The 19130-nt window shown below is 45.2% G+C and carries 16 protein-coding genes; 8 read left to right on the plus strand and 8 right to left on the minus strand.

The features are described 5' to 3' along the window. Window positions 1-447 precede the first annotated feature (447 nt). Window positions 448-681, minus strand: a complete 234-nt coding sequence (locus tag ACX5J7_RS03870) for a hypothetical protein (protein ID WP_498706174.1) — start codon at window positions 679-681, stop codon at window positions 448-450. Window positions 682-1746: 1065 nt separating this feature from the next. Here ACX5J7_RS03870 and ACX5J7_RS03875 point away from each other — a divergent pair. Beyond that, on the plus strand, window positions 1747-2715 hold the full coding sequence (locus ACX5J7_RS03875) for an integron integrase (RefSeq protein WP_024015657.1): 969 nt from the start codon (window positions 1747-1749) through the stop codon (window positions 2713-2715). Window positions 2716-2791: 76 nt separating this feature from the next. Here the strand turns inward: ACX5J7_RS03875 and fadA are convergent, their stop codons facing one another. Next, window positions 2792-3955, minus strand: coding sequence for an acetyl-CoA C-acyltransferase FadA (gene fadA / locus ACX5J7_RS03880; protein ID WP_015066159.1), 1164 nt, complete (start codon window positions 3953-3955; stop codon window positions 2792-2794). An 18-nt stretch (window positions 3956-3973) separates the two neighbouring features. After that, a complete protein-coding gene (gene fadB, locus ACX5J7_RS03885) occupies window positions 3974-6124 on the minus strand; it encodes a fatty acid oxidation complex subunit alpha FadB (protein WP_020744651.1) in 2151 nt (716 codons plus the stop codon). 496 nt (window positions 6125-6620) lie between these two features. Between fadB and ACX5J7_RS03890 the strand changes: the two genes are divergently transcribed. The 3 genes from ACX5J7_RS03890 (at window position 6621) to ACX5J7_RS03900 (ending at window position 11155) form a co-directional block, all read left to right on the plus strand. Next, window positions 6621-8675 carry a transglycosylase SLT domain-containing protein gene (locus ACX5J7_RS03890; RefSeq protein ID WP_278384574.1) on the plus strand — a complete coding sequence of 685 codons (2055 nt, stop codon included), beginning with the start codon at window positions 6621-6623 and terminating at the stop codon, window positions 8673-8675. A gap of 131 nt (window positions 8676-8806) precedes the next feature. After that, window positions 8807-10138 carry a Xaa-Pro dipeptidase gene (pepQ, locus tag ACX5J7_RS03895; RefSeq protein WP_462835086.1) on the plus strand — a complete coding sequence of 444 codons (1332 nt, stop codon included), beginning with the start codon at window positions 8807-8809 and terminating at the stop codon, window positions 10136-10138. 300 nt (window positions 10139-10438) lie between these two features. Beyond that, the gene (locus tag ACX5J7_RS03900) at window positions 10439-11155 is read left to right on the plus strand and encodes a ZIP family metal transporter (protein ID WP_015066161.1); all 717 of its coding nucleotides are present in this window, start codon (window positions 10439-10441) and stop codon (window positions 11153-11155) included. A 204-nt stretch (window positions 11156-11359) separates the two neighbouring features. On the opposite strand, the gene ispB is transcribed toward ACX5J7_RS03900, so the two are convergent. Continuing rightward, on the minus strand, window positions 11360-12334 hold the full coding sequence (ispB, locus tag ACX5J7_RS03905; RefSeq protein ID WP_015066162.1) for an octaprenyl diphosphate synthase: 975 nt from the start codon (window positions 12332-12334) through the stop codon (window positions 11360-11362). A gap of 704 nt (window positions 12335-13038) precedes the next feature. Here ispB and rplU point away from each other — a divergent pair. The 4 genes from rplU (at window position 13039) to folA (ending at window position 15761) form a co-directional block, all read left to right on the plus strand. Continuing rightward, window positions 13039-13350, plus strand: a complete 312-nt coding sequence (rplU, locus tag ACX5J7_RS03910; protein ID WP_012517169.1) for a 50S ribosomal protein L21 — start codon at window positions 13039-13041, stop codon at window positions 13348-13350. A 15-nt stretch (window positions 13351-13365) separates the two neighbouring features. Then, the gene (gene rpmA / locus ACX5J7_RS03915; RefSeq protein ID WP_012517170.1) at window positions 13366-13623 is read left to right on the plus strand and encodes a 50S ribosomal protein L27; all 258 of its coding nucleotides are present in this window, start codon (window positions 13366-13368) and stop codon (window positions 13621-13623) included. A gap of 259 nt (window positions 13624-13882) precedes the next feature. Next, window positions 13883-15061, plus strand: a complete 1179-nt coding sequence (cgtA, locus tag ACX5J7_RS03920) for an Obg family GTPase CgtA (protein ID WP_015066163.1) — start codon at window positions 13883-13885, stop codon at window positions 15059-15061. Window positions 15062-15257: 196 nt separating this feature from the next. Further along, window positions 15258-15761, plus strand: a complete 504-nt coding sequence (folA, locus tag ACX5J7_RS03925) for a type 3 dihydrofolate reductase (RefSeq protein WP_498706183.1) — start codon at window positions 15258-15260, stop codon at window positions 15759-15761. 178 nt (window positions 15762-15939) lie between these two features. Here folA and rpoS read toward each other — a convergent pair whose 3' ends face one another. The 4 genes from rpoS to ACX5J7_RS03945 form a co-directional block, all read right to left on the minus strand. Beyond that, complete coding sequence (rpoS, locus tag ACX5J7_RS03930) at window positions 15940-16932, minus strand: RNA polymerase sigma factor RpoS (protein ID WP_012517173.1); 993 nt, start codon at window positions 16930-16932, stop codon at window positions 15940-15942. 72 nt (window positions 16933-17004) lie between these two features. After that, window positions 17005-17874: a peptidoglycan DD-metalloendopeptidase family protein gene (locus ACX5J7_RS03935; RefSeq protein ID WP_278383324.1), complete on the minus strand. Its 870-nt coding sequence runs from the start codon at window positions 17872-17874 to the stop codon at window positions 17005-17007. A gap of 1 nt (window position 17875) precedes the next feature. Then, complete coding sequence (locus ACX5J7_RS03940; protein WP_012517175.1) at window positions 17876-18454, minus strand: YqaA family protein; 579 nt, start codon at window positions 18452-18454, stop codon at window positions 17876-17878. Further along, window positions 18451-19086 (minus strand): protein-L-isoaspartate(D-aspartate) O-methyltransferase, encoded by a 636-nt coding sequence (locus ACX5J7_RS03945; protein WP_012517176.1) that lies wholly within the window; start codon window positions 19084-19086, stop codon window positions 18451-18453. The genes ACX5J7_RS03940 and ACX5J7_RS03945 overlap by 4 nt, the downstream gene beginning before the upstream one ends. Between the last annotated feature and the right edge of the window lie 44 nt (window positions 19087-19130).

A 19130-nucleotide genomic window follows, 5' to 3' on the forward strand; every position in this document is an offset into this window, starting at 1 on the left:
GTGCCAACAGCGTTTTGTTAGGCGTACAAAGGAACGTACGCAGCTTTGCTGCCACCACTAGCCAAAAAGACCGCGTGTTTAAATTATTGAATTTAAGATAAAACAACCCTGTGCGAAAAGCCAGATGTTAAGGATATTGCTGGATAAAAGAGCGGGTTTAGAAGACTGGTGATGCAGAATGTTGGTGTTGCGATGTTTATGAAAAACGCGTTGCTAAAGTTGTTTAAACAACTGGGAAAGCTAGCTGTGAAGACAACCTAGCGAAAAAACCTTGATGCTGGAATGTCACGTCTGAACCTACACTTTAATGCTGTAAGTAAATGACGCCTAACTTTTAAATAAGGGGCGATAACGCGTAGGGCATAATAGCGAAGCGGCCCTGCGTGTTAGCGTCCCAACGAGCGCCAGCGAGTGACTTAATTTTTTTTGTTATGTGACTTTGCTAATTTAATCTTCGAACTCTTCGGGTATTTCTTGCTTGAATATTTGGATAGCTTTCTCAACAAGATCAATCGGTAACTCTTTTTTGTATAAAGTTACTTCTCTTGTTCTTTTGGTATCATCTCTAAAGATTTCCATGATCATTTTTCCATGGCAATAAAACTCTACTCCTATACCATCTCTGTCGCCTACGTCACTTGCGATAGTATAAGATTCAATTTCCAAAAATTCAGTTTCCATATGGTCAACAACCAGTCACATAACATTAAGCTAAGCGGCGCAGTTGCGTGGGGCATAATGGCGAAGCCGCCCCGCGTAAATGCGTCCGAGCGACCGAAGGGAGTGGTCTTAAGCGCCTTGTTATAAGCAAAGCCAGTTCCTTTGGTCTGTTTAAAAACTGTTAAAGCCAGCATACGATTGATTGTTAACCCAGACAAGCAAAACGACTGTGCACTAGTGTTTTTAATTTAGCTTAAGCTAGCCGCCATTTGAACTGTCGAACGCATTGGCGCTTATTGACGTTGAACAATAACTTGGCGATAAAGCGCCTAATGCGCAACCTTTGAATTGAAAGCGGCGGGTTTAAACCTACCACAAGCCAGAGCGATGCTAATGAAAACAGGAGAGGGTAGTTCCACTGGGATTTTCATAAAGCCAAATGCAGTTTAGGCTGACGCCTTATAACTTTCCAATAACGGGCGCAGACATGTGGGGCATAATGGCGAAGCCGCCCCGCGTGTATGCGTCCCAGCGAACGTAGTGAGTGTGTTGATTGGCTTGTTATATGACAATGCTAAAATAACCTAAGACCAATAACCGCGGCACTTTAATTGAGGACTTTTTTTCTGAAAAAAAAGAGTATAGCTAACCGTTAGCCAGTCATAGTTTACAGAAACAAGTTCCCAGCCTTTATTACCCATATTACCGCAGAGTTCTTCTAATTCTTTGAGCTTTGTGGAGCGCAGCTTGAATACCCCACCTACAGTTTTTACTTCGTATTTAAACCTATCCATATTTGAAAGCGAATCTTGTCATATAACAATTTAATCGTTCCCTAAACGGGGCGATTTAACGAACCAGAACGGGGTTTTTGTCCGTTTGGTTATAAATATGATTAAACCATAACCTATCGATAGGATTAGTAAAATACGTTTTTGGTGTATTTTACTCAAAAGCTAAAAACACCAAATCGGGTTGCAGGTGAATTTGGGATATTTCGTGAGTGCCTTTGCAACAAAACAGGCACTAAAGTCAGTTATCTCGTTGCGATTTATCAAATAGACTTCTTTTATTTTGGAGTCGAATATGAAGTCTCAGTTTATTAAATCCCTGTACGAGCACATGATGCTCAAGCGCTATGCAAAGCGTACTATACAAACCTACATAAACTGGATTTCAGATTACATTCGTTTTCACAAATTTCAGCACCCGAAAGATCTCGACGTGTTGCATGTTGAAGCATACCTTACTCATCTATCTACCAAGCGAAAAAATGCGCGGTCTACACAAGCCACAGCACTTAATGCATTGGTCTTCCTGTACAACAAGTATTTAGAACAGCCACTCCCTTCTGACATGAATTTTGTAGGAAGCGGAAGGGAAAGAAAGCTGCCAGTTGTGCTAACCCAGTTAGAAGTAAAAGCATTGCTTGGTAGGGTGCCTACCCATCATTACTTAGCAGTAGCACTTCTTTATGGCAGTGGCCTTCGATTAATGGAGTGCGTGCGTCTTAGAACGGGAGATATAGACTTCGACTACAAGTGTGTGAGAATTTGGTTTGGGAAAGGGGGCAAGCATCGAGTGGTAACGCTGTCAGAATCACTTATCCCACTTTTAAAAAATCATATCAGTGAAAGTGAAAAACTTTTGCAACGAGATTTGATGGTGCCAGACTTTGCTGGTGCTTGGATTCCACATGGGTTGAGGAAAAAGTATCAACAGCGCAATAAAACGCTGGAATGGCAGTATTTGTTCCCTGCATCAAAGTTAAGTATCGATCCAGAAAGCAAGCTATTACGGCGTCATCATATAGATGAAAAACAGATACAGCGTGCGGTAAGTCGTGCTTCAGGTGATGCGGGAATAATCAAGCATGTTACGCCTCACACGCTTCGTCATTCATTTGCTACTCATTTACTGCAATCTGGCGCAGACATCAGAACGGTGCAAGACCAACTAGGTCATGCCGATGTTAGAACCACTCAAATTTATACCCATATACTTCAACAAGGAGCGAATGGTGTCGTCAGCCCACTTTCTAATTTAGCGTTTTAGTTTCTTGTTCACGGAAACAAAAAAGGGCCCGAAGGCCCTTTTCAAAATTTAGCTTTAAAAGCGCTTATTTAAACGCTTATACACGCTCAAATACGGTAGCAATACCTTGGCCTAAACCAATACACATAGTCGCTAAGCCTAGGCTTACGTCTTGTGATTCCATTAGGTTGATAAGCGTACCTGAGATACGTGAACCAGAACAACCTAGTGGGTGACCAAGTGCAATCGCACCACCGTTAAGGTTAATCTTAGTATCTAGGTGGTCCATCCAACCTAGTTGCTTAATGCACGATAGTGCCTGTGCAGCGAACGCTTCGTTAAACTCAGCAAGTTCAATATCGTCCATAGTAAGACCAGCGCGCTTAAGGGCTTTTTGTGTTGCTGGCACTGGGCCATAACCCATAATTGCCGCATCACAACCCGCCACAGCCATCGAGCGAATTTTCGCACGTGGCGTTAGGCCAAGCTCTTTCGCACGGTCTGCTGACATAAGCAGCATGCCTGATGCACCGTCAGACAGCGCAGAAGATGTACCCGCAGTAACAGTACCGTTTACTGGGTCGAACACTGGGCGAAGTGCCGCCATGCTCTCAGCAGTGCTCTCTGGGCGAACTACTTCATCGTAGTCAATTAGCTTTAATACGCCATTTGCATCGTGACCTTCAACAGGCACAATCTCGTTAGCCCAGCGGCCTTCAAGGTGTGCTTTGTGCGCTAGCTGATGCGAACGTGCGCCAAAAGCGTCTTGTTGCTCACGAGTAATACCATTTTGACGGCCAAGTAGCTCGGCTGTCATACCCATCATACCCGACGCTTTCGCTGTGTACTTGGCAAGACCTGGGTGGAAGTCGATGTTGTAGTTCATCGGTACGTGACCCATGTGCTCAACACCACCAATCATGTAAATGTCACCACGACCGCTCATGATGCCGCTTGTTGCATCGTGAAGGGCTTGCATTGATGAACCACATAAACGGTTAACCGTTACCGCGCCCGTTGTGCGTGGAATTTTTGTGAGTAGTTGCGCGTTACGTGCAACGTTGAAGCCTTGTTCTTTAGTTTGCTGAACACAGCCCCAAATGATGTCTTCAATTTCCGCTGGATTTACGCCAGGGTTACGCTCTAGTAGCGCGGTCATTAGTGCTGCAGATAGGTCTTCTGCACGCACATTTCTGAAAACACCGTTTTTTGAACGACCCATTGGGGTACGTACGCAATCGATTACGACCACTTCTTTCATTAGTTTTTCCTCCGGGTCTTATGCGAAATAGGATTTACCAGAAGCGGCCATTTCACGAACGCCATCTGAAATCTGATAAATTGGACCAAGTTCAGCGTACTTGTCTGCCATAGCAACAAAGTTCGCCAAGCCAATGGTTTCAATCCAACGGAAAATACCACCGCGGAATGGAGGGAAACCTAAGCCGTAAAGTAGCGCCATGTCTGCTTCAGCTGCGCTATCTACAATGCCTTCTTCTAGGCAGCGAATTGCTTCGTTTGCCATAGGGATCATAAGGCGTGCAATAATGTCGTCAGCTTCAAAGTCTGTCTTCTCAGCTACGTGGGGCGCCATTAGTGCATATGCTTCTTCAGCAGGTGTTTTCTTAGGCTTACCGCGCTTATCAACACCGTAGTTGTAGAAACCTTTACCGTTTTTCTGACCTAAACGCTCTTCTTTGTAGAACAGGGTTACTGGGTCGTTGTCTAGGCGAGCCATACGCTCTGGAATACCTGCTGCCATTACGTCTGCTGCATGATCGCCTGTGTCGATACCTACAACGTCCATTAGGTAAGCCGGGCCCATTGGCCAGCCGAAGATTTTTTCCATTACTTTATCAACAGCAACAAAGTCAGCGCCGTCGATAAGTAGCTTACTGAAGCCCGCAAAGTATGGGAACAATACGCGGTTTACCAAGAACCCTGGGCAGTCATTAACCACAATAGGGGTTTTGCCCATTTTAAGGGTAGCGGCTACTACTGCATTGATGGTTTCTTCTGACGTTTTTTCGCCACGAATAATTTCAACAAGCGGCATGCGGTGCACTGGGTTGAAGAAGTGCATACCACAGAAGCGCTCTGGCTTGTCTAAGCTTTTAGCTAGCTGATTGATAGAGATAGTAGAAGTGTTTGAAGTGATGATAGCGTCGTCCGCTACATTGTCTTCTACTTCTTTAAGTACAATACCTTTTACTTTCGGGTTTTCTACAACCGCTTCAATAACAAGGTCTGCATCTTTAAGCGTGCTGTACTCAAGGGTAGGTGTAATTGCGTTAAGCGTTTGCGCCATTTTAGTCGCATCAACTTTACCGCGCTTCATACCTTTACCAAGAATTTTGGCCGCTTCTGAAAGACCAAGGTCTAGTGCACCTTGATTAATGTCTTTCATAATTACCGGTGTGCCTTTCACTGCGCTTTGGTATGCAATACCGCCGCCCATGATGCCTGCACCTAGAACAGCGTTAAGCTTAGACTGCTTAGTGGCTGCTTTTGCTTGCTTCTTGCCTTTGCTCTTAACTAGCTGGTCGGCAAGGAAAATGCCGATTTGTGCTTTCGCTGCGTCGGTTTTCGCAAGGGCCACAAAGCCTTCGTTTTCAAGCTTAAGTGCACCGTCACGGTCTAGGCCCGCTGCTTTTTGTACCGTCTCAACCATTTTGTGCGGAGCTGGGTAATGCTTACCAGCTTGCGCGAATACCATGGCTTGAGCAGTACTGAAGCTCATCATAGCTTCGTTTTTGTTTAGCTGTAGTGGGGCTTTCTTAACCGCACGACGAGCTTGCCAGTCAAACTTGCCCTCTGCAGCGTCTTTCACCATTGAAAGTGCGCCTTCAACAAGTGCTTCTGGAGCAACAACGGCATCAACCGCGCCTTCAGCAAGGGCTTTCGCGCCTTTTCTGTCACGGCCAGTAGTCATCCACTCAAGGGCGTTATCTGCACCTATTAAGCGAGGAAGGCGAACCGTGCCACCAAAACCAGGCATAAGGCCTAGCTTAACTTCTGGTAAACCGATTGAAGCTGTTGTGTCTGCAATACGCATGTCACACGCCAATGCCATCTCACAACCACCACCTAGCGCAAAGCCATTAACAGCAGCAATGGTAGGGAAAGGTAGGTCTTCGAAGCGGTCGAATACTTGTGACGTATTGGCAACCCACTGTAGTACTTCAGCATCGTCCATAGTGAAAAGACCAGTGAACTCGGTGATATCTGCACCTACGATAAATGCAGGTTTTGCACTGCGTACTACTAAGCCTTTTACATCGCCTTTAGCAAGTAGGGCTTGGGTTGCTTCGTCAAGTTCGCTCACTGTTTGGCGGTCGAACTTGTTTACTGAACCTTCGGCGTCGAATACCAGCTCAGCAAAGCCGTCATCTAACAGGCTGACGGAAAGACTTTTGCCTGTGTATATCATTATCATCTCCTTCGGCATTGGCCAGGATGTTAGTGAAGTAATCCAACTAATTTGTAGGGTCGTATGCATTCACTAACGCGTTAGGGTGGCTAGATTCTTTACAAAGCCACACAAAATTTCAACAAAAAATCAAACAAGCGTTTCAATTTGTCTAAGGTAGTGGTCCGATGACTTAAATTCAAGTGCAAATATCGAATTCAAGCTTCATTTCGGCATTGGTGGTTGTATAATGAGCGTTATTGGCGCAAAGCGCCAATCCAGCAAAAGAATAATCTACAATCATGTCAACTATGTTTGTAAAGCATAGCTAACGACAGCTGGCACAACATCTTCTTTGGCAAGGAGCCAAGGCTGAAAATTTCCCTTTGTTTGTCAAACAAACCTAGTGGGTCAGTCGCAATGCTGCTTTTTCAGCAACATTTTACAATCAGCTCGATTAGGCAAAGTCGCCAGCGCTCATAAGCGTTCGAGTGTAGAGCAGGGTAGGAATTCTATTGTGTCTGGTTTTTATTTTAGTGCTAAGTTGCGTCAGCGAGCGTTGACAGTCAACGTCAAATTTATCGCCACTGTGGTGGGCGCGATAGTATGTTCGGTGTTGTCTATAGCCGCCAACGCATCACAATCTTTATCCTTGCCCGAAGATATTTACAAGGAAGAAAGAGCGCGATATCTCGAAGTCGAAAAAAAGCTGTTAACTTATTCTAAGCGCAGGGTCCGAAATCTCGACAACGACATATATGAGCTGGCCGAATACCCCCTATACCCCTATTTATTGAGGCTTAAGCTAGACCGCACCATGTCCATTAGGACGAAGCGTGAAGTGAAGCAATTTTTAGCCGATTTTAATGGTCAACCCGTAAGTTATGGCCTGCGTTATAAATGGCTTAACTACTTAGCTAAAAATAACTACCGCAGTACATTTTTAGATAATTACCGCCCGGGCATGGGGGCAAGGCTTACCTGTATTGCGCTGAACTACCGGTTAAAAGAAGGGGAGAGCGAGCAGGTTCTGTTACAAGAAGTCAATGCACTGTGGCTTCATGGTCAGTCTCAGCCTGATGAATGCGACCCGCTTTTTGCAAAGTGGAAGAAAGCGGGCATGATGACGCCAGAAATGGTCATCAAGCGAATTGAAATTGCCGCAAAAGAGGGGAATAGAAGTATTATTTCCTACCTTAAGCGGCAACTTCCGAGCAATAAGCAGTATTTAGCTGATGCGTGGTTGTCAGTAACCCGCGATACCAGCCGAGTAAGTAAAACCGCTTTGTTTCCGCTGAAACATGCTTCGCATGAAGCCAACATTATTGTATGGGCGGTAGAAAAACTTGCGTGGAGAAATCCGGATTTAGCGAGTCAGGTTTATTCGCGCTACAACAATAAGAAGGTCTTTTCACAAGCGCAACAGCATATGATGCGACGAGCTATTGCGCTTAGCTATACATTAGACCGCTTACCTCAAGCCCATCATTGGCTTGAACTCGCTGACGTAAATGGCGCTAGCGATGACGTTAAGTTATGGCACATTTCTCACTTATTGCGCACGAATAAATGGCAGGAAGTGGTAGATGTTATTAACAGCGCACCGGCAAGTTTGCAGCAAGAAGAAAACTACCGTTATTGGAAGGCGAGAGCGTTAGAAGCGCTAGGTCAAAGTATGCAGGCAACGGTGCTATACAAAGAATTAGCTCAAGAGCGTCATTATTATGGTTTTATGGCCAGTGCGCATATAGGTGAAATTCCTTCTCTTGCTCATACGCCAGCACCTAGAGATACCGCTGCCATCGCCAGTGTAGCTAAAACCCCAGCCACCATGCGTGCAGTTGAGTTCTTTAGACTAGACCGAACCACAGAGGCCCGCAGAGAGTGGTATTACTTGCTTTCTCATTTACCTGAAGCGAAAGTGACCGATGCAGGGATTTTAGCCTATGAGTGGGGACTTTACGATCAGGCCATTACCAGTTTTGCACGCAGTGGCTATTGGGATGACGTGGAGCGTCGCTTTCCGTTAGCGTTTAGCGATGTATTTAGCAAAAAATCTCAGGCTTACAGCATTTCAAAATCCTTTGCTATGGCTATTGCTCGTCGAGAAAGTTCGTTTAGAAGTGACGCTATTTCACCTGTAGGTGCAGCAGGGCTTATGCAGCTTATGCCGGGCACAGCGCGCTATGTAGCAAAAGAAAAAGTAAGCCGAAGTGAATTGTTCAAAGTAAACGACAATGTTGAATACGGCGTACAGTACCTGCGTTACTTGATGGATAAGCTTAACAATAACCCCGTATTGGTTTCGGCATCTTATAATGCGGGGTGGCGCAAAGTGTTGGAATGGTTACCCGCTAATGAAGCCTTACCCGTGGACATTTGGATTGAGAACATTCCCTACAAAGAAACCCGAGCCTATGTGAAAGCGGTAATGGCCTATCAGCATATTTATGACCAGCAGTTAGGTGGAAACGAGAATATTTTCCCTCAACTTACCCGCGATATGATCCCTTCTGCAGAAGCGGTAAGTACACATCCGGTAACGGGCACTTTGCAGCTAGCGCCGCGATAGCAACATGCCGTTAGGGCGTGCTTAGGCGCGCCTTAGCGTAAATGAAAGCGTATCGGTCTGAGCCAGTATGCATGTCATGCTGGCCTCGTGTTACACTAGTGGATCTAACGACTAAAAAGATAAGAGGGGCTATGTCGCAACATCAAGCAACCTACCAACAGCATATAGAAGAGCTACAATCGCGTACCCGAGAGGCACTACAGCGAGAAGGGCTAGACGGATTAGTAATTCACTCGGGGCAGGGCAAGCGCCTTTTCTTAGATGACAACCATTATCCGTTTAAGGTAAACCCGCAGTTTAAAGCGTGGCTTCCGGTTATTGATAACCCTAACTGCTGGCTGGTGGTTAACGGTGTAGATAAGCCTACGCTTATTTTCTATCGCCCTGAAGACTTCTGGCACAAAGTGCCACCTGAACCAAACGACTTCTGGACAGACAGTTTCGATATTAAGTTGCTTCAGCAAGCCGATGCGGTGGAAAAGTTTTTACCCTACGACAAGCGTCGCTTTGCTTATGTGGGCGAATATATTGAAGTAGCGAAAGCGTTGGGCTTTGAGAATGTAAACCCAGATCGCGTATTGCACTATTTGCATTATCAACGCGCCTACAAAACCGACTACGAGCTAGATTGCATGCGCGAGGCCAATAAGCTTGCTGTAGCTGGCCACAAAGCTGCTGAACAAGCTTTCCGTGAAGGTAAAAGCGAATTCGATATCAACCTTGCCTATGCAATGGCGAGCCGGCAGGGCGATAACGATGTGCCATATACCAGCATTGTAGCGCTAAATGAACATGCCTCGATTTTGCATTACATGCAGTGTGATACGGTGGCACCAAAAGAGTCTCGTTCATTTTTGATTGATGCGGGAGCTAACTATAACGGCTATGCGGCTGATATTACCCGTACCTACAGTCAAAACGACGTTCAAAATTCAGCGATGTTCCGCGACCTTATACAGGCGGTAGATAAAGTTACGTTAACTTTAGTCGACTCGTTAAAGCCTGGTGTCGCCTACACCGACATTCATCTACTGGCGCATGATGGTATTGCGCAAATTCTTCACGACACAGGCATGGTAAATTTAACGCCGCCTGAAATAGTGGAAATGGGTATAACGCGCACCTTCTTCCCTCATGGCATCGGTCACTTCTTAGGGCTACAAGTGCACGATGTAGGCGGGCTGGTAAATGACGACCGCGGTACGCCTAAGCCTGCGCCTGATGATCATCCGTTCTTGCGCTGCACGCGCATGGTAGAAGCCCGACAGGTGTTCACCATCGAGCCTGGCTTGTATTTCATCGAGAGCTTATTGCGCGACCTAAAAGCAACGCCTGCGTCTAAGTTTATCAACTGGGATACCATTGATGCTTACAAACCATTTGGCGGTATTCGTATTGAAGACAATATTATTGTGCACCGCGATAAAAACGAGGATATGACCCGAGATTTAGATTTAAACTAATAGGTTAATCTGTATCTCGTTGTTAGCGAGTAAAAATAGTCATAGTGTTATTAAAGAGCAGCTTAAAGCTGTTCTTTTTCGTTAAGCTCGTCAGCTTTTAAGTAATAAGAACGAAGTCATCAGGTGATAACCGTTAGCTTGTGACGGCAGTCACTATTTGAATGAAAAGCTGAGATGTGGCGTATTTGTATTAAGCGCATTGGGTTAGCAATTGGTCGTTACCTTTGTTTTTTATGTAAACCATTGATGCTGCAATAAGTAAACAATGTTAGAAAGTTTAAATAGTTGAAAGGAGTCTCTATGCCACAAGGCGACATTGTAGGTTTACTCATCATGGCAACGGTAGCTGGGCTTGCGATGCCCGCTGGCGCCATTTTAGCCACTTATCAAGGTATTCAGCCCAAGTGGCTAGAGAAAGAATTACGCCACGGCATTTTGGCGTTAGGAGCCGGCGCGCTTATCTCAGCGGTAGGGCTGGTGCTTGTGCCCGAGGGCATCAAAGATGTGTCTGTCTTTGCCGCTATCGCGTGTTTTGTTGGCGGTGCGCTCGCATTCATGGCACTAGATATTTATTTGGCCAAGAAGCAAACGGCGGGCAGCCAGCTAGCCGCCATGCTTAGCGATTTTGTGCCCGAATCTATCGCTCTTGGCACCACCGCAGCTTTAGGTGGCGGCACTATGTTGCTAGGGCTTTTGATAGCCGTTCAAAATTTACCCGAAGGCTTTAATGCCTACAGAGAAATGCTGCCTAAAAATAAACAGCGCAGTACAAAGCTTATTTTGCTGTTCATAGGTATGGCCTTACTAGGCCCTCTGTTTAGTCTTGTGGGCTTTTATTACTTGGCGCAGTTTCCTGTGATTATGAGTGGCATTATGCTCTTTGCCGCAGGGGGAATTCTATATTCGGTATTTCAGGATATTGCCCCGCAAATCCGCATGGAAAATCATTGGCTTCCACCCCTTGGCGGTATTCTTGGTTTCTTAGTGGGGATGATAGGTTTTATGCTTGAAGGCTAACTTGTTAAAAGTAGGTTTAGCCTAAACATCGCTGTAATGCTTAGTTAATGCAGAAAAAATGTTTACTGAAACGGCTTGCCAGAGCACAAGAAACATTCTGTGTGCCAATAAGTCTACAAGCCCATGTTTTATATTTTGTTTAGGTCTCCCCAACAAAAAAGGCGTGTTGATTACAACACGCCTTCGTACCTTACTTATCGATAACTAGCTTGTACGCTCAATTGAAATATGCGCCAGCGCAATCAGCGCTTCTTTGTATTTAGAGTCTTCAATAGCGCTTAAGCTATCAATGGCCATCTGCACTTCCTTTTGCGCACATTGGCGTGTGTAGTCTAATGCGCCGGTTTCTTCCATGATGCCTTGAATTCGCGTCAAATGTGGTAGGCCATTGCTTTGCTCAATCGCTTCTTGAATAAGTGCTTTGTCGCCATCATTCGTAGCGTGCCACATGGCGTAAAGCAGCGGAAGGGTAGGTTTACCCTCTGCTAAGTCGTCGCCAGCATTTTTACCCATTTCTTCACTATCAGCCATGTAGTCAAGAATATCATCGGCTAATTGAAAGGCTGTACCTAAATGCTTGCCGTACTCTTGCATCGCACGCTCAATGTGCTCGTTTTGCTCGGTAAGTACTGCGGCTAATTGTGTTGCGGCCTCAAATAATCGAGCAGTTTTTCCGTAAATAACATCAAAATAACGGGCTTCGGTAGTGCCGGCATCGTTACAGTTCATCAACTGTAATACTTCACCTTCAGCAATTTGATTTGTGGCTTCCGATAATATTTCCATAACGCGCATGCGTTTAAGACTTACCATCATTTGGAAAGAACGAGTATATAAAAAGTCGCCTACCAGTACCGATGCTTGATTACCAAAAATCGCGTTAGCGGTTTCACGGCCGCGGCGCATGGTTGACTCGTCCACTACGTCATCGTGAAGTAGCGTGGCAGTGTGAATAAACTCTACTATCGCCGCTAAGGTGTGATGTTCGTTGTTATCAATGCCCATGGCTCGCGCGCTTAATACGGTAAGAAGTGGGCGTAAGCGTTTGCCGCCGCTGTTTACGATGTAAAAACCAAGCTGATTAATAAGGGCGACTTCAGAGTCGACTTGTTGTTGAATCAGCTGATTAACCGCCTGCATATCATCATTAGACAGGGCGCGGATTTGGTCTATATCCATAGGCATGGCAATAAATACTTACTCTTACGTCTTGGGCAATTATTGGAGGCGATTGTACCTTAATCACCCGTACTATCCACCAAATTGTCTTAAAAAATGACGGCTTAACGCATTTACGTGTAATTCCTGAAATACGCTCAATAGATTTATACAATTTCTAGGGTTTTATCTAATAGGCTAATCCGCACCACTTCGATGTGTTCATGCCACATTACCCTCTCATATTTAGAATTATAGGTACTCTCATCAATTTTTCCTGCCAAAGGGTTATTTCAGAACATTTTGGGGTGACGATGTAATGAATAGGCGCCAACTTTTATTATCAAAAACGCAATTGTCAGAAGAACACAAGCGCGGATCGCTTTTGGGATCGTTTTATTTTTCGACCCGATCATAATCCGATCTGTCTCTCAGATCAGGCTTATTTATGGTCTAAAACGTGGGTAAAATGCTGCGCTCAACGTCTTATTCCAACGCATAAGTCGCGTGGTAACATTGTCGTTTATTCAAATTTTTTTCTATTTTTTGCTGGTTTAGGTGCATTTCAAGCTGCATCAAATAGGCAATTGGGGCATAATTCTGCCCATGTTGGAAAAATAATCTATTTTTCTGCGAATCGGGGTTGTGATTTACGGATGTTTCACGTACAATTCGCGCCCTGTTTTTTGAATTGAAGCGTCAGTGGACGCAGAGCGGAGTTAACTATGTACGCGGTTTTCCAAAGTGGCGGTAAACAACACCGTGTGGCCGAAGGCCAAACCGTTCGTCTTGAAAAAATCGAAGTAGCCCCAGGCGAAACGGTTGAATTTGACAAAGTTTTAATGGTAAGCAACGGTGACGACGTAAAAATCGGCACACCAATCGTTGCTGGTGGTAAGGTGACTGCTGAGGTTGTTACACACGGTCGTGGCGATAAAGTAAAAATCGTTAAGTTCCGTCGTCGTAAGCACTCTCGTAAGCAAGCGGGTCACCGTCAGTGGTTCACAGAAGTGAAAATCACTGGTATCAACGCATAATAGGAGCACGAACACATGGCACACAAAAAAGCTGGTGGTAGTACCAAAAACGGTCGTGATTCAGAGAGTAAACGCCTAGGTGTTAAACGCTTTGGTGGCGAATCTGTTCTTGCTGGTAACATCATTGTTCGTCAACGTGGTACTCGTTTCCACGCTGGTGACAACATGGGTATCGGCAAAGACCACACGTTGTTTGCACTAAAAGACGGTAAAGTTCAGTTCGACGTTAAAGGACCGAAAAACCGTAAATTTGTAAGCATCGTAGCTGAGTAAGCGCGAAAGCTTCTCGCCGAACAGGCTTAGAAAAACCCCGCGCAAGCGGGGTTTTTTGTTTTGTGAAACCTTTCTTTCTTTTTCTGTTCATAATTAAGTAGCACTGAAATCTAGTGTATCGTTGATACTGCGTAAGGTTTTACATTTCAATTTTTAGAATTCTGGTTACACATAAAAGCGCCGACGCGCGATTTGGTGTAAACTTAGTATTCGCAGTAAACAAGTTAATAACCCACGGCTTTGAAGCCCGGAGTGATAAATGAAATTTGTAGATGAAGCTGAAATTCGCGTTGAAGCCGGAGATGGCGGCAACGGTGTAATTGGCTTTAGAAGGGAAAAATACGTACCTAAAGGCGGCCCGGATGGAGGCGACGGTGGTGACGGCGGCAGTGTATTTTTACAGGCCGATGAAAACCTAAATACATTGATCGATTATCGCTTTGAGCGCTTTCACCGCGCTGAACGTGGCCAAAATGGTCAAGGTAGCAACTGTATCGGTAAAAAAGGTCAAGACCTTACGGTTATGGTTCCGGTAGGTACACGCGCCACCGACAGCGATACGGGTGAGGTGTTGGGCGACCTTACACGCCACGGTCAGAAGCTTAAAGTAGCCCAAGGTGGTTTCCACGGTTTGGGTAATGCGCGATTTAAAAGCAGTACTAACCGCGCACCTCGTCAAAAGACCAATGGCACACCAGGTGAAATTCGCAACCTTAAGCTAGAGCTTATGCTTCTTGCAGATGTTGGCTTACTGGGCATGCCAAATGCGGGTAAATCTACATTCATTCGCTCTGTCTCTGCCGCTAAGCCCAAAGTGGCTGATTACCCATTCACGACGCTTGTGCCTAACTTAGGTGTGGTACGTCAAGACGCGCAACGAAGCTTTGTTGTCGCTGACATTCCAGGCTTGATAGAAGGCGCAGCAGACGGCGCTGGCTTAGGTATCCGCTTCTTAAAGCACTTAGAACGCTGTCGCATATTACTTCACGTTGTCGATATTTTCCCCGTCGATGAAACAGATCCAGCGGACAATGCCAAGGCGATTATTGAAGAGCTCGAAAAATATAGCCCTAAATTGGCCCAAAAGCCTCGCTGGTTAGTGTTTAACAAAGTTGACTTACTGCTTGAAGAAGAAGTAGAAGAACGCTGTCAGCACGTTATTGATGCGCTAGGTTGGGAAGGGCCGGTGTACCAAATCTCAGCGTTCCAAAAGATGAACCTAGACCCGCTTTGTAACGATGTTATGGACTTCATCGAAACCCTTCCCGCTGAAACTGAGCAGGAAGAAGAGAAGAAAGAAGTCGAATTCAAGTGGGATACGTACCATAAGAATACCCTTGAAGCTCACGATGAGTTTGAAGACGACTTAGGTGATGATCTCGATGATGATGATTGGGATGAAGACGACTACGACGTAGAAGTTGAGTATCGTCGCTAAGCGATCAGCAGAGTCGTTACCTCTTATGTTGCTTAATAGCGCGTAACAATTCGCTTTGAAAATATAAAAGCTCGCACTTTATAGTTGCGAGCTTTTTTTTTGTGTGGAAGCGAAACAATCTACCTTTACACATTTTTTTGCTGAACTTGATATACTGCAGCCGCTTTAAAATAACCGCAGCTTTGAAGGTATAAAAATGAAAATAGCAATGATTGCAGCGATGGCCCAAAATCGAATTATTGGTGCTGATAATGACATGCCGTGGCATTTGCCAGCTGACCTTAAACATTTTAAAGCAATTACTTTGGGCAAAGCAGTAATTATGGGGCGTAAGACGTACCAGTCGATAGGGCGCGCTTTGCCTGGCAGGCCAAATATCGTTATCACTAACAATGCAGACTACAGCTTATCTGATGCGACCGTGGTTGATTCGCCAGAGTCAGCACTAGAAGTGGCGAAAGCACTAAGTGTTGATAGCGACGAAATAATGATCATTGGCGGAGGGACTATCTATCAGGCTTTCCTAGATAAAGCTGATACCCTGTATTTGACCTACATCGACCTTTCGGTAGACGGAGACACTCAGTTTCCAGATTATGAAGCCGTAGGAACATGGCGCGAAGTATCTCGTGAGGAAAACGACCCCGATGAAAAAAAAAAACATGCTTATACGTTTGTCACGCTTAGTCGAGATAAATAGTAGGGCTATAAGCCTATTGTTGTTGGCTTCGTTAAATTAGCAAGCGCACTAAATGCACTCGAGTCGTTAGCTTAACTTTTTTCAGCACAAAATAAAAAATGCCAGCGTTGCGATACCTTAGACTATCGGGTATTGCAACGCTGGCATTTTAGTTTCATTTTTATGAAGCGTTCAGTCGCTACTTCATTTGGTCGAACAGATTCTCTAATGAAAGCCCCTGATGGCCCAGCATATCGCGAAGACGGCGTAGTGCTTCTACTTGAATCTGACGAACACGCTCACGTGTTAGGCCAATTTCTGCACCAACATCTTCCAACGTCGATGGCTCGTATCCCATAAGCCCAAAACGGCGTGCGAGTACTTCGCGTTGTTTAGGGTTAAGTTCTTCAAGCCAGGTAATAATATTACTTTTGATGTCTGAGTCTTGAAGGCTCTCTTCAGGGCTGAACTCTTTTTCATCAGCAATAATGTCGAGCAAAGCTTTGTCATTTTCTCCGCCAATAGGCGTATCAACAGAGGTAATGCGTTCGTTTAGTCGAAGCATCTTTGTGACATCTTCTACAGGCTTGTCTAGTGCCGCTGCAATTTCTTCTGCAGTAGGCTCATGATCTAACTTTTGAGAAAGTTCACGTGAAGCGCGTAAATAAACATTGAGTTCTTTAACCACATGAATGGGCAAACGGATAGTACGCGTTTGATTCATGATGGCGCGTTCGATGGTTTGTCGAATCCACCACGTGGCGTATGTGGAAAAGCGGAACCCGCGTTCAGGGTCGAACTTTTCGACAGCGCGAATAAGCCCTAAATTACCTTCTTCAATTAAATCAAGAAGTGCCAACCCACGATTATTGTAACGGCGTGCAATCTTAACGACTAGGCGCAGGTTACTAACAATCATACGTTTACGAGAGGCCTCGCAGCCTTTCAGTGAGCGGCGCGCAAAATAAACTTCTTCTTCTGCGGTTAGCAGTGGTGAAAATCCAATCTCGCCTAGATAAAGCTGTGTTGCATCTAGGTTTTTAGGTTGGTCGTCCTGACTGAAAATGGCGTCGTCATTTTCTAGTTCAGCGTCGTTGGTCAAGGCTTCGTCAGCTTTCATATCAGCTGGCATGTCGATGACTTCTAAGTCATCTTGAGATTTTGATTCTAAGGCTTTATTTGACTTACCCATTGTGAATCTCCTGCTACAAGGTTTACCCTATGACGTTTCTCCTTTTTCCTTTCTTATTGTTATTTATTTTTATTATTTTAATACTGGCAGGTATTTCATCGGGTCTAAAGATTTCCCTCGATACCTAACTTCAAAGTGAAGTTTGACCGAATTTGTGCCGCTATCACCCATGGTCGCTATTTGCTGCCCCGCTGACACCCACTCTCGTTCTTTAACTAAAATAGTATCGTTGTAGGCATAAGCACTTAGGAAGGTATCTGTGTGTTTAATAATAACCAGATTACCGTAACCTCTAAGTGCGCTCCCTGAATAAACAACTTTTCCATCTGCTGCTGCTACAACTTTACTGCCTTTAGCACCAGCGATATCAATTCCTTTGTTGCCTGACTCTGACTTACTGAAAGTACCGACTAACTTACCTTCTGCAGGCCATATCCACCTTTGAACCTTGTCTGGAAAACTATTTAACACCCGTTTTTTGACGTTTGTCGACGGTTTCTTGACACTGCTAACGTTTTGTGGCTTAACAACTTTTTCACTTTTACGATACGCTTGTGGCGTGGGGCGGTCAACCAAACTTTTATCTACATTCGGTGAGGTCGGACCTGCTGACCTTTTGGTCTGTGGCTTAGATATAATGCGGTCTGTAGCTAAGTTTGCGGGCGGGGTAACCTTTAATATTTGCCCGGGGAAAATAGTATAAGGCGCTGATAATTGGTTGTATTTTGCCAAGTCGCGGTAGTCGTTTCCCGTATACCAAGCCACAGCGTAAAGGGTATCACCGCGCTGCACTTTATAGGTTTTCTTTGTATATTCTTCGCTGCCGTCTGAAACCTGGCTATTTAATAAAATAACAGGGGCCGGTGCAGTTCGCCCTGCACAGCCTCCCAGAAGTACACTTACATATAAGAATAATGTTAAATAAAACCGATGCCTATGCATGTCATCGCAAGATTAAATAGGCAATTACAGCGAGGATAACTACGGCCCAACCGAGAACTTCTACATACTGCCTAAGCTTTTGTTCCATGGCTGTGCCGCCCCATCTCATTAGCGCTGCAACTAAGAAGAAGCGAGCGCCTCGACCTATTGCTGATGCTAAAACAAACGGTAAAAACGCCATTTGCAAAAAGCCTGCACTTACGGTGAATATCTTATAGGGAATAGGCGAGAACCCCGCAAGGAAAACCACCCACACGCCATAATCTTTAAACCATTGCATAGCGGTTTCAATTTTATGGGAGTAGCCCCACTGTTCAATTAAAGGCGCAAGCCACGCATCGAAAGCAAAATAGCCCAACCAGTATCCCGCGATACCGCCGAATATCGACGCAATCGTTGTGATAAATGCAAAGCGCCATGCTTTTTCTGGCTGCGAAAGCGCCATTGGCGCTAGCATTACGTCAGGAGGAATGGGGAAGAATACTGATTCAGAGAAGCTTAACCCACCTAAATATTTAGTTGCGTGGCGATGCCTCGCCCAGCGTAATGCCATGTCATAACATGGCTCAAAAAGCTTCACATTAGCTCTCCTGCTACAAGGGGAACAAATCGTACCGATTCAATGGTAGATGTTTTTAGTTCACCTTCAATCCTGTCTATACACAATAACGATTGTTGCTCGTTACCTACGGGAATAATGAGCCGCCCGCCTTCTTTGAGCTGATCGCACAAATCTTGCGGTAAACTTGCCGCTGCGGCGGTTACGATAATGGCATCGTAGGGGCCTTTCGACGCCCAGCCTTTCCAACCATCGCCGTGTTTCATTGCAATATTGTGAAGGTCAAGTTGATTCATACGACGCTTAGCCTGAAACTGCAATGTTTTAATTCGCTCGACGCTGAACACCTTGGCAAAAAGCTGCGCAAGAATAGCCGTTTGATAGCCAGAACCCGTACCTATTTCCAGTACTTTTTCCGGCTTATTGGGGCTATCTAGCAGCAACTCAGTCATTTTAGCAACAATGTAAGGTTGCGATATCGTTTGACCTTGACCTATCGGTAACGCTGTATTTTGATAAGCTTTGTGCTTCAGCGCATCGGGTAGAAAACTTTCCCGGGGCGTACCAGCAATGGCGTTTAATACTGCTTGTGAACGTATTCCCTCGTTATAAAGCAGTTGTGCTAACGCGTCTCCTTTTCTAGAAGCTCTCATGATGTTGCGTACTTTCCTTTATTCTTATTCACAGCTACGCGAGA

It is taken from the genome of Alteromonas infernus (genome assembly GCF_902705815.1).

Bases quoted from the DNA above. Each gene is read 5' to 3' on its own strand.
- ACX5J7_RS03875 (WP_024015657.1), top strand. From the start codon at position 1,747: ATGAAGTCTCAGTTTATTAAATCCCTGTACGAGCACATGATGCTCAAG.
- ACX5J7_RS03870 (WP_498706174.1), bottom strand. From the start codon at position 681: ATGGAAACTGAATTTTTGGAAATTGAATCTTATACTATCGCAAGTGAC.
- ACX5J7_RS03935 (WP_278383324.1), bottom strand. From the start codon at position 17,874: ATGCATAGGCATCGGTTTTATTTAACATTATTCTTATATGTAAGTGTA.
- ACX5J7_RS03945 (WP_012517176.1), bottom strand. From the start codon at position 19,086: ATGAGAGCTTCTAGAAAAGGAGACGCGTTAGCACAACTGCTTTATAAC.
- fadA (WP_015066159.1), bottom strand. From the start codon at position 3,955: ATGAAAGAAGTGGTCGTAATCGATTGCGTACGTACCCCAATGGGTCGT.
- rpmA (WP_012517170.1), top strand. From the start codon at position 13,366: ATGGCACACAAAAAAGCTGGTGGTAGTACCAAAAACGGTCGTGATTCA.
- pepQ (WP_462835086.1), top strand. From the start codon at position 8,807: ATGTCGCAACATCAAGCAACCTACCAACAGCATATAGAAGAGCTACAA.
- cgtA (WP_015066163.1), top strand. From the start codon at position 13,883: ATGAAATTTGTAGATGAAGCTGAAATTCGCGTTGAAGCCGGAGATGGC.
- folA (WP_498706183.1), top strand. From the start codon at position 15,258: ATGAAAATAGCAATGATTGCAGCGATGGCCCAAAATCGAATTATTGGT.
- ispB (WP_015066162.1), bottom strand. From the start codon at position 12,334: ATGGATATAGACCAAATCCGCGCCCTGTCTAATGATGATATGCAGGCG.
- rpoS (WP_012517173.1), bottom strand. From the start codon at position 16,932: ATGGGTAAGTCAAATAAAGCCTTAGAATCAAAATCTCAAGATGACTTA.
- fadB (WP_020744651.1), bottom strand. From the start codon at position 6,124: ATGATATACACAGGCAAAAGTCTTTCCGTCAGCCTGTTAGATGACGGC.
- ACX5J7_RS03900 (WP_015066161.1), top strand. From the start codon at position 10,439: ATGCCACAAGGCGACATTGTAGGTTTACTCATCATGGCAACGGTAGCT.
- rplU (WP_012517169.1), top strand. From the start codon at position 13,039: ATGTACGCGGTTTTCCAAAGTGGCGGTAAACAACACCGTGTGGCCGAA.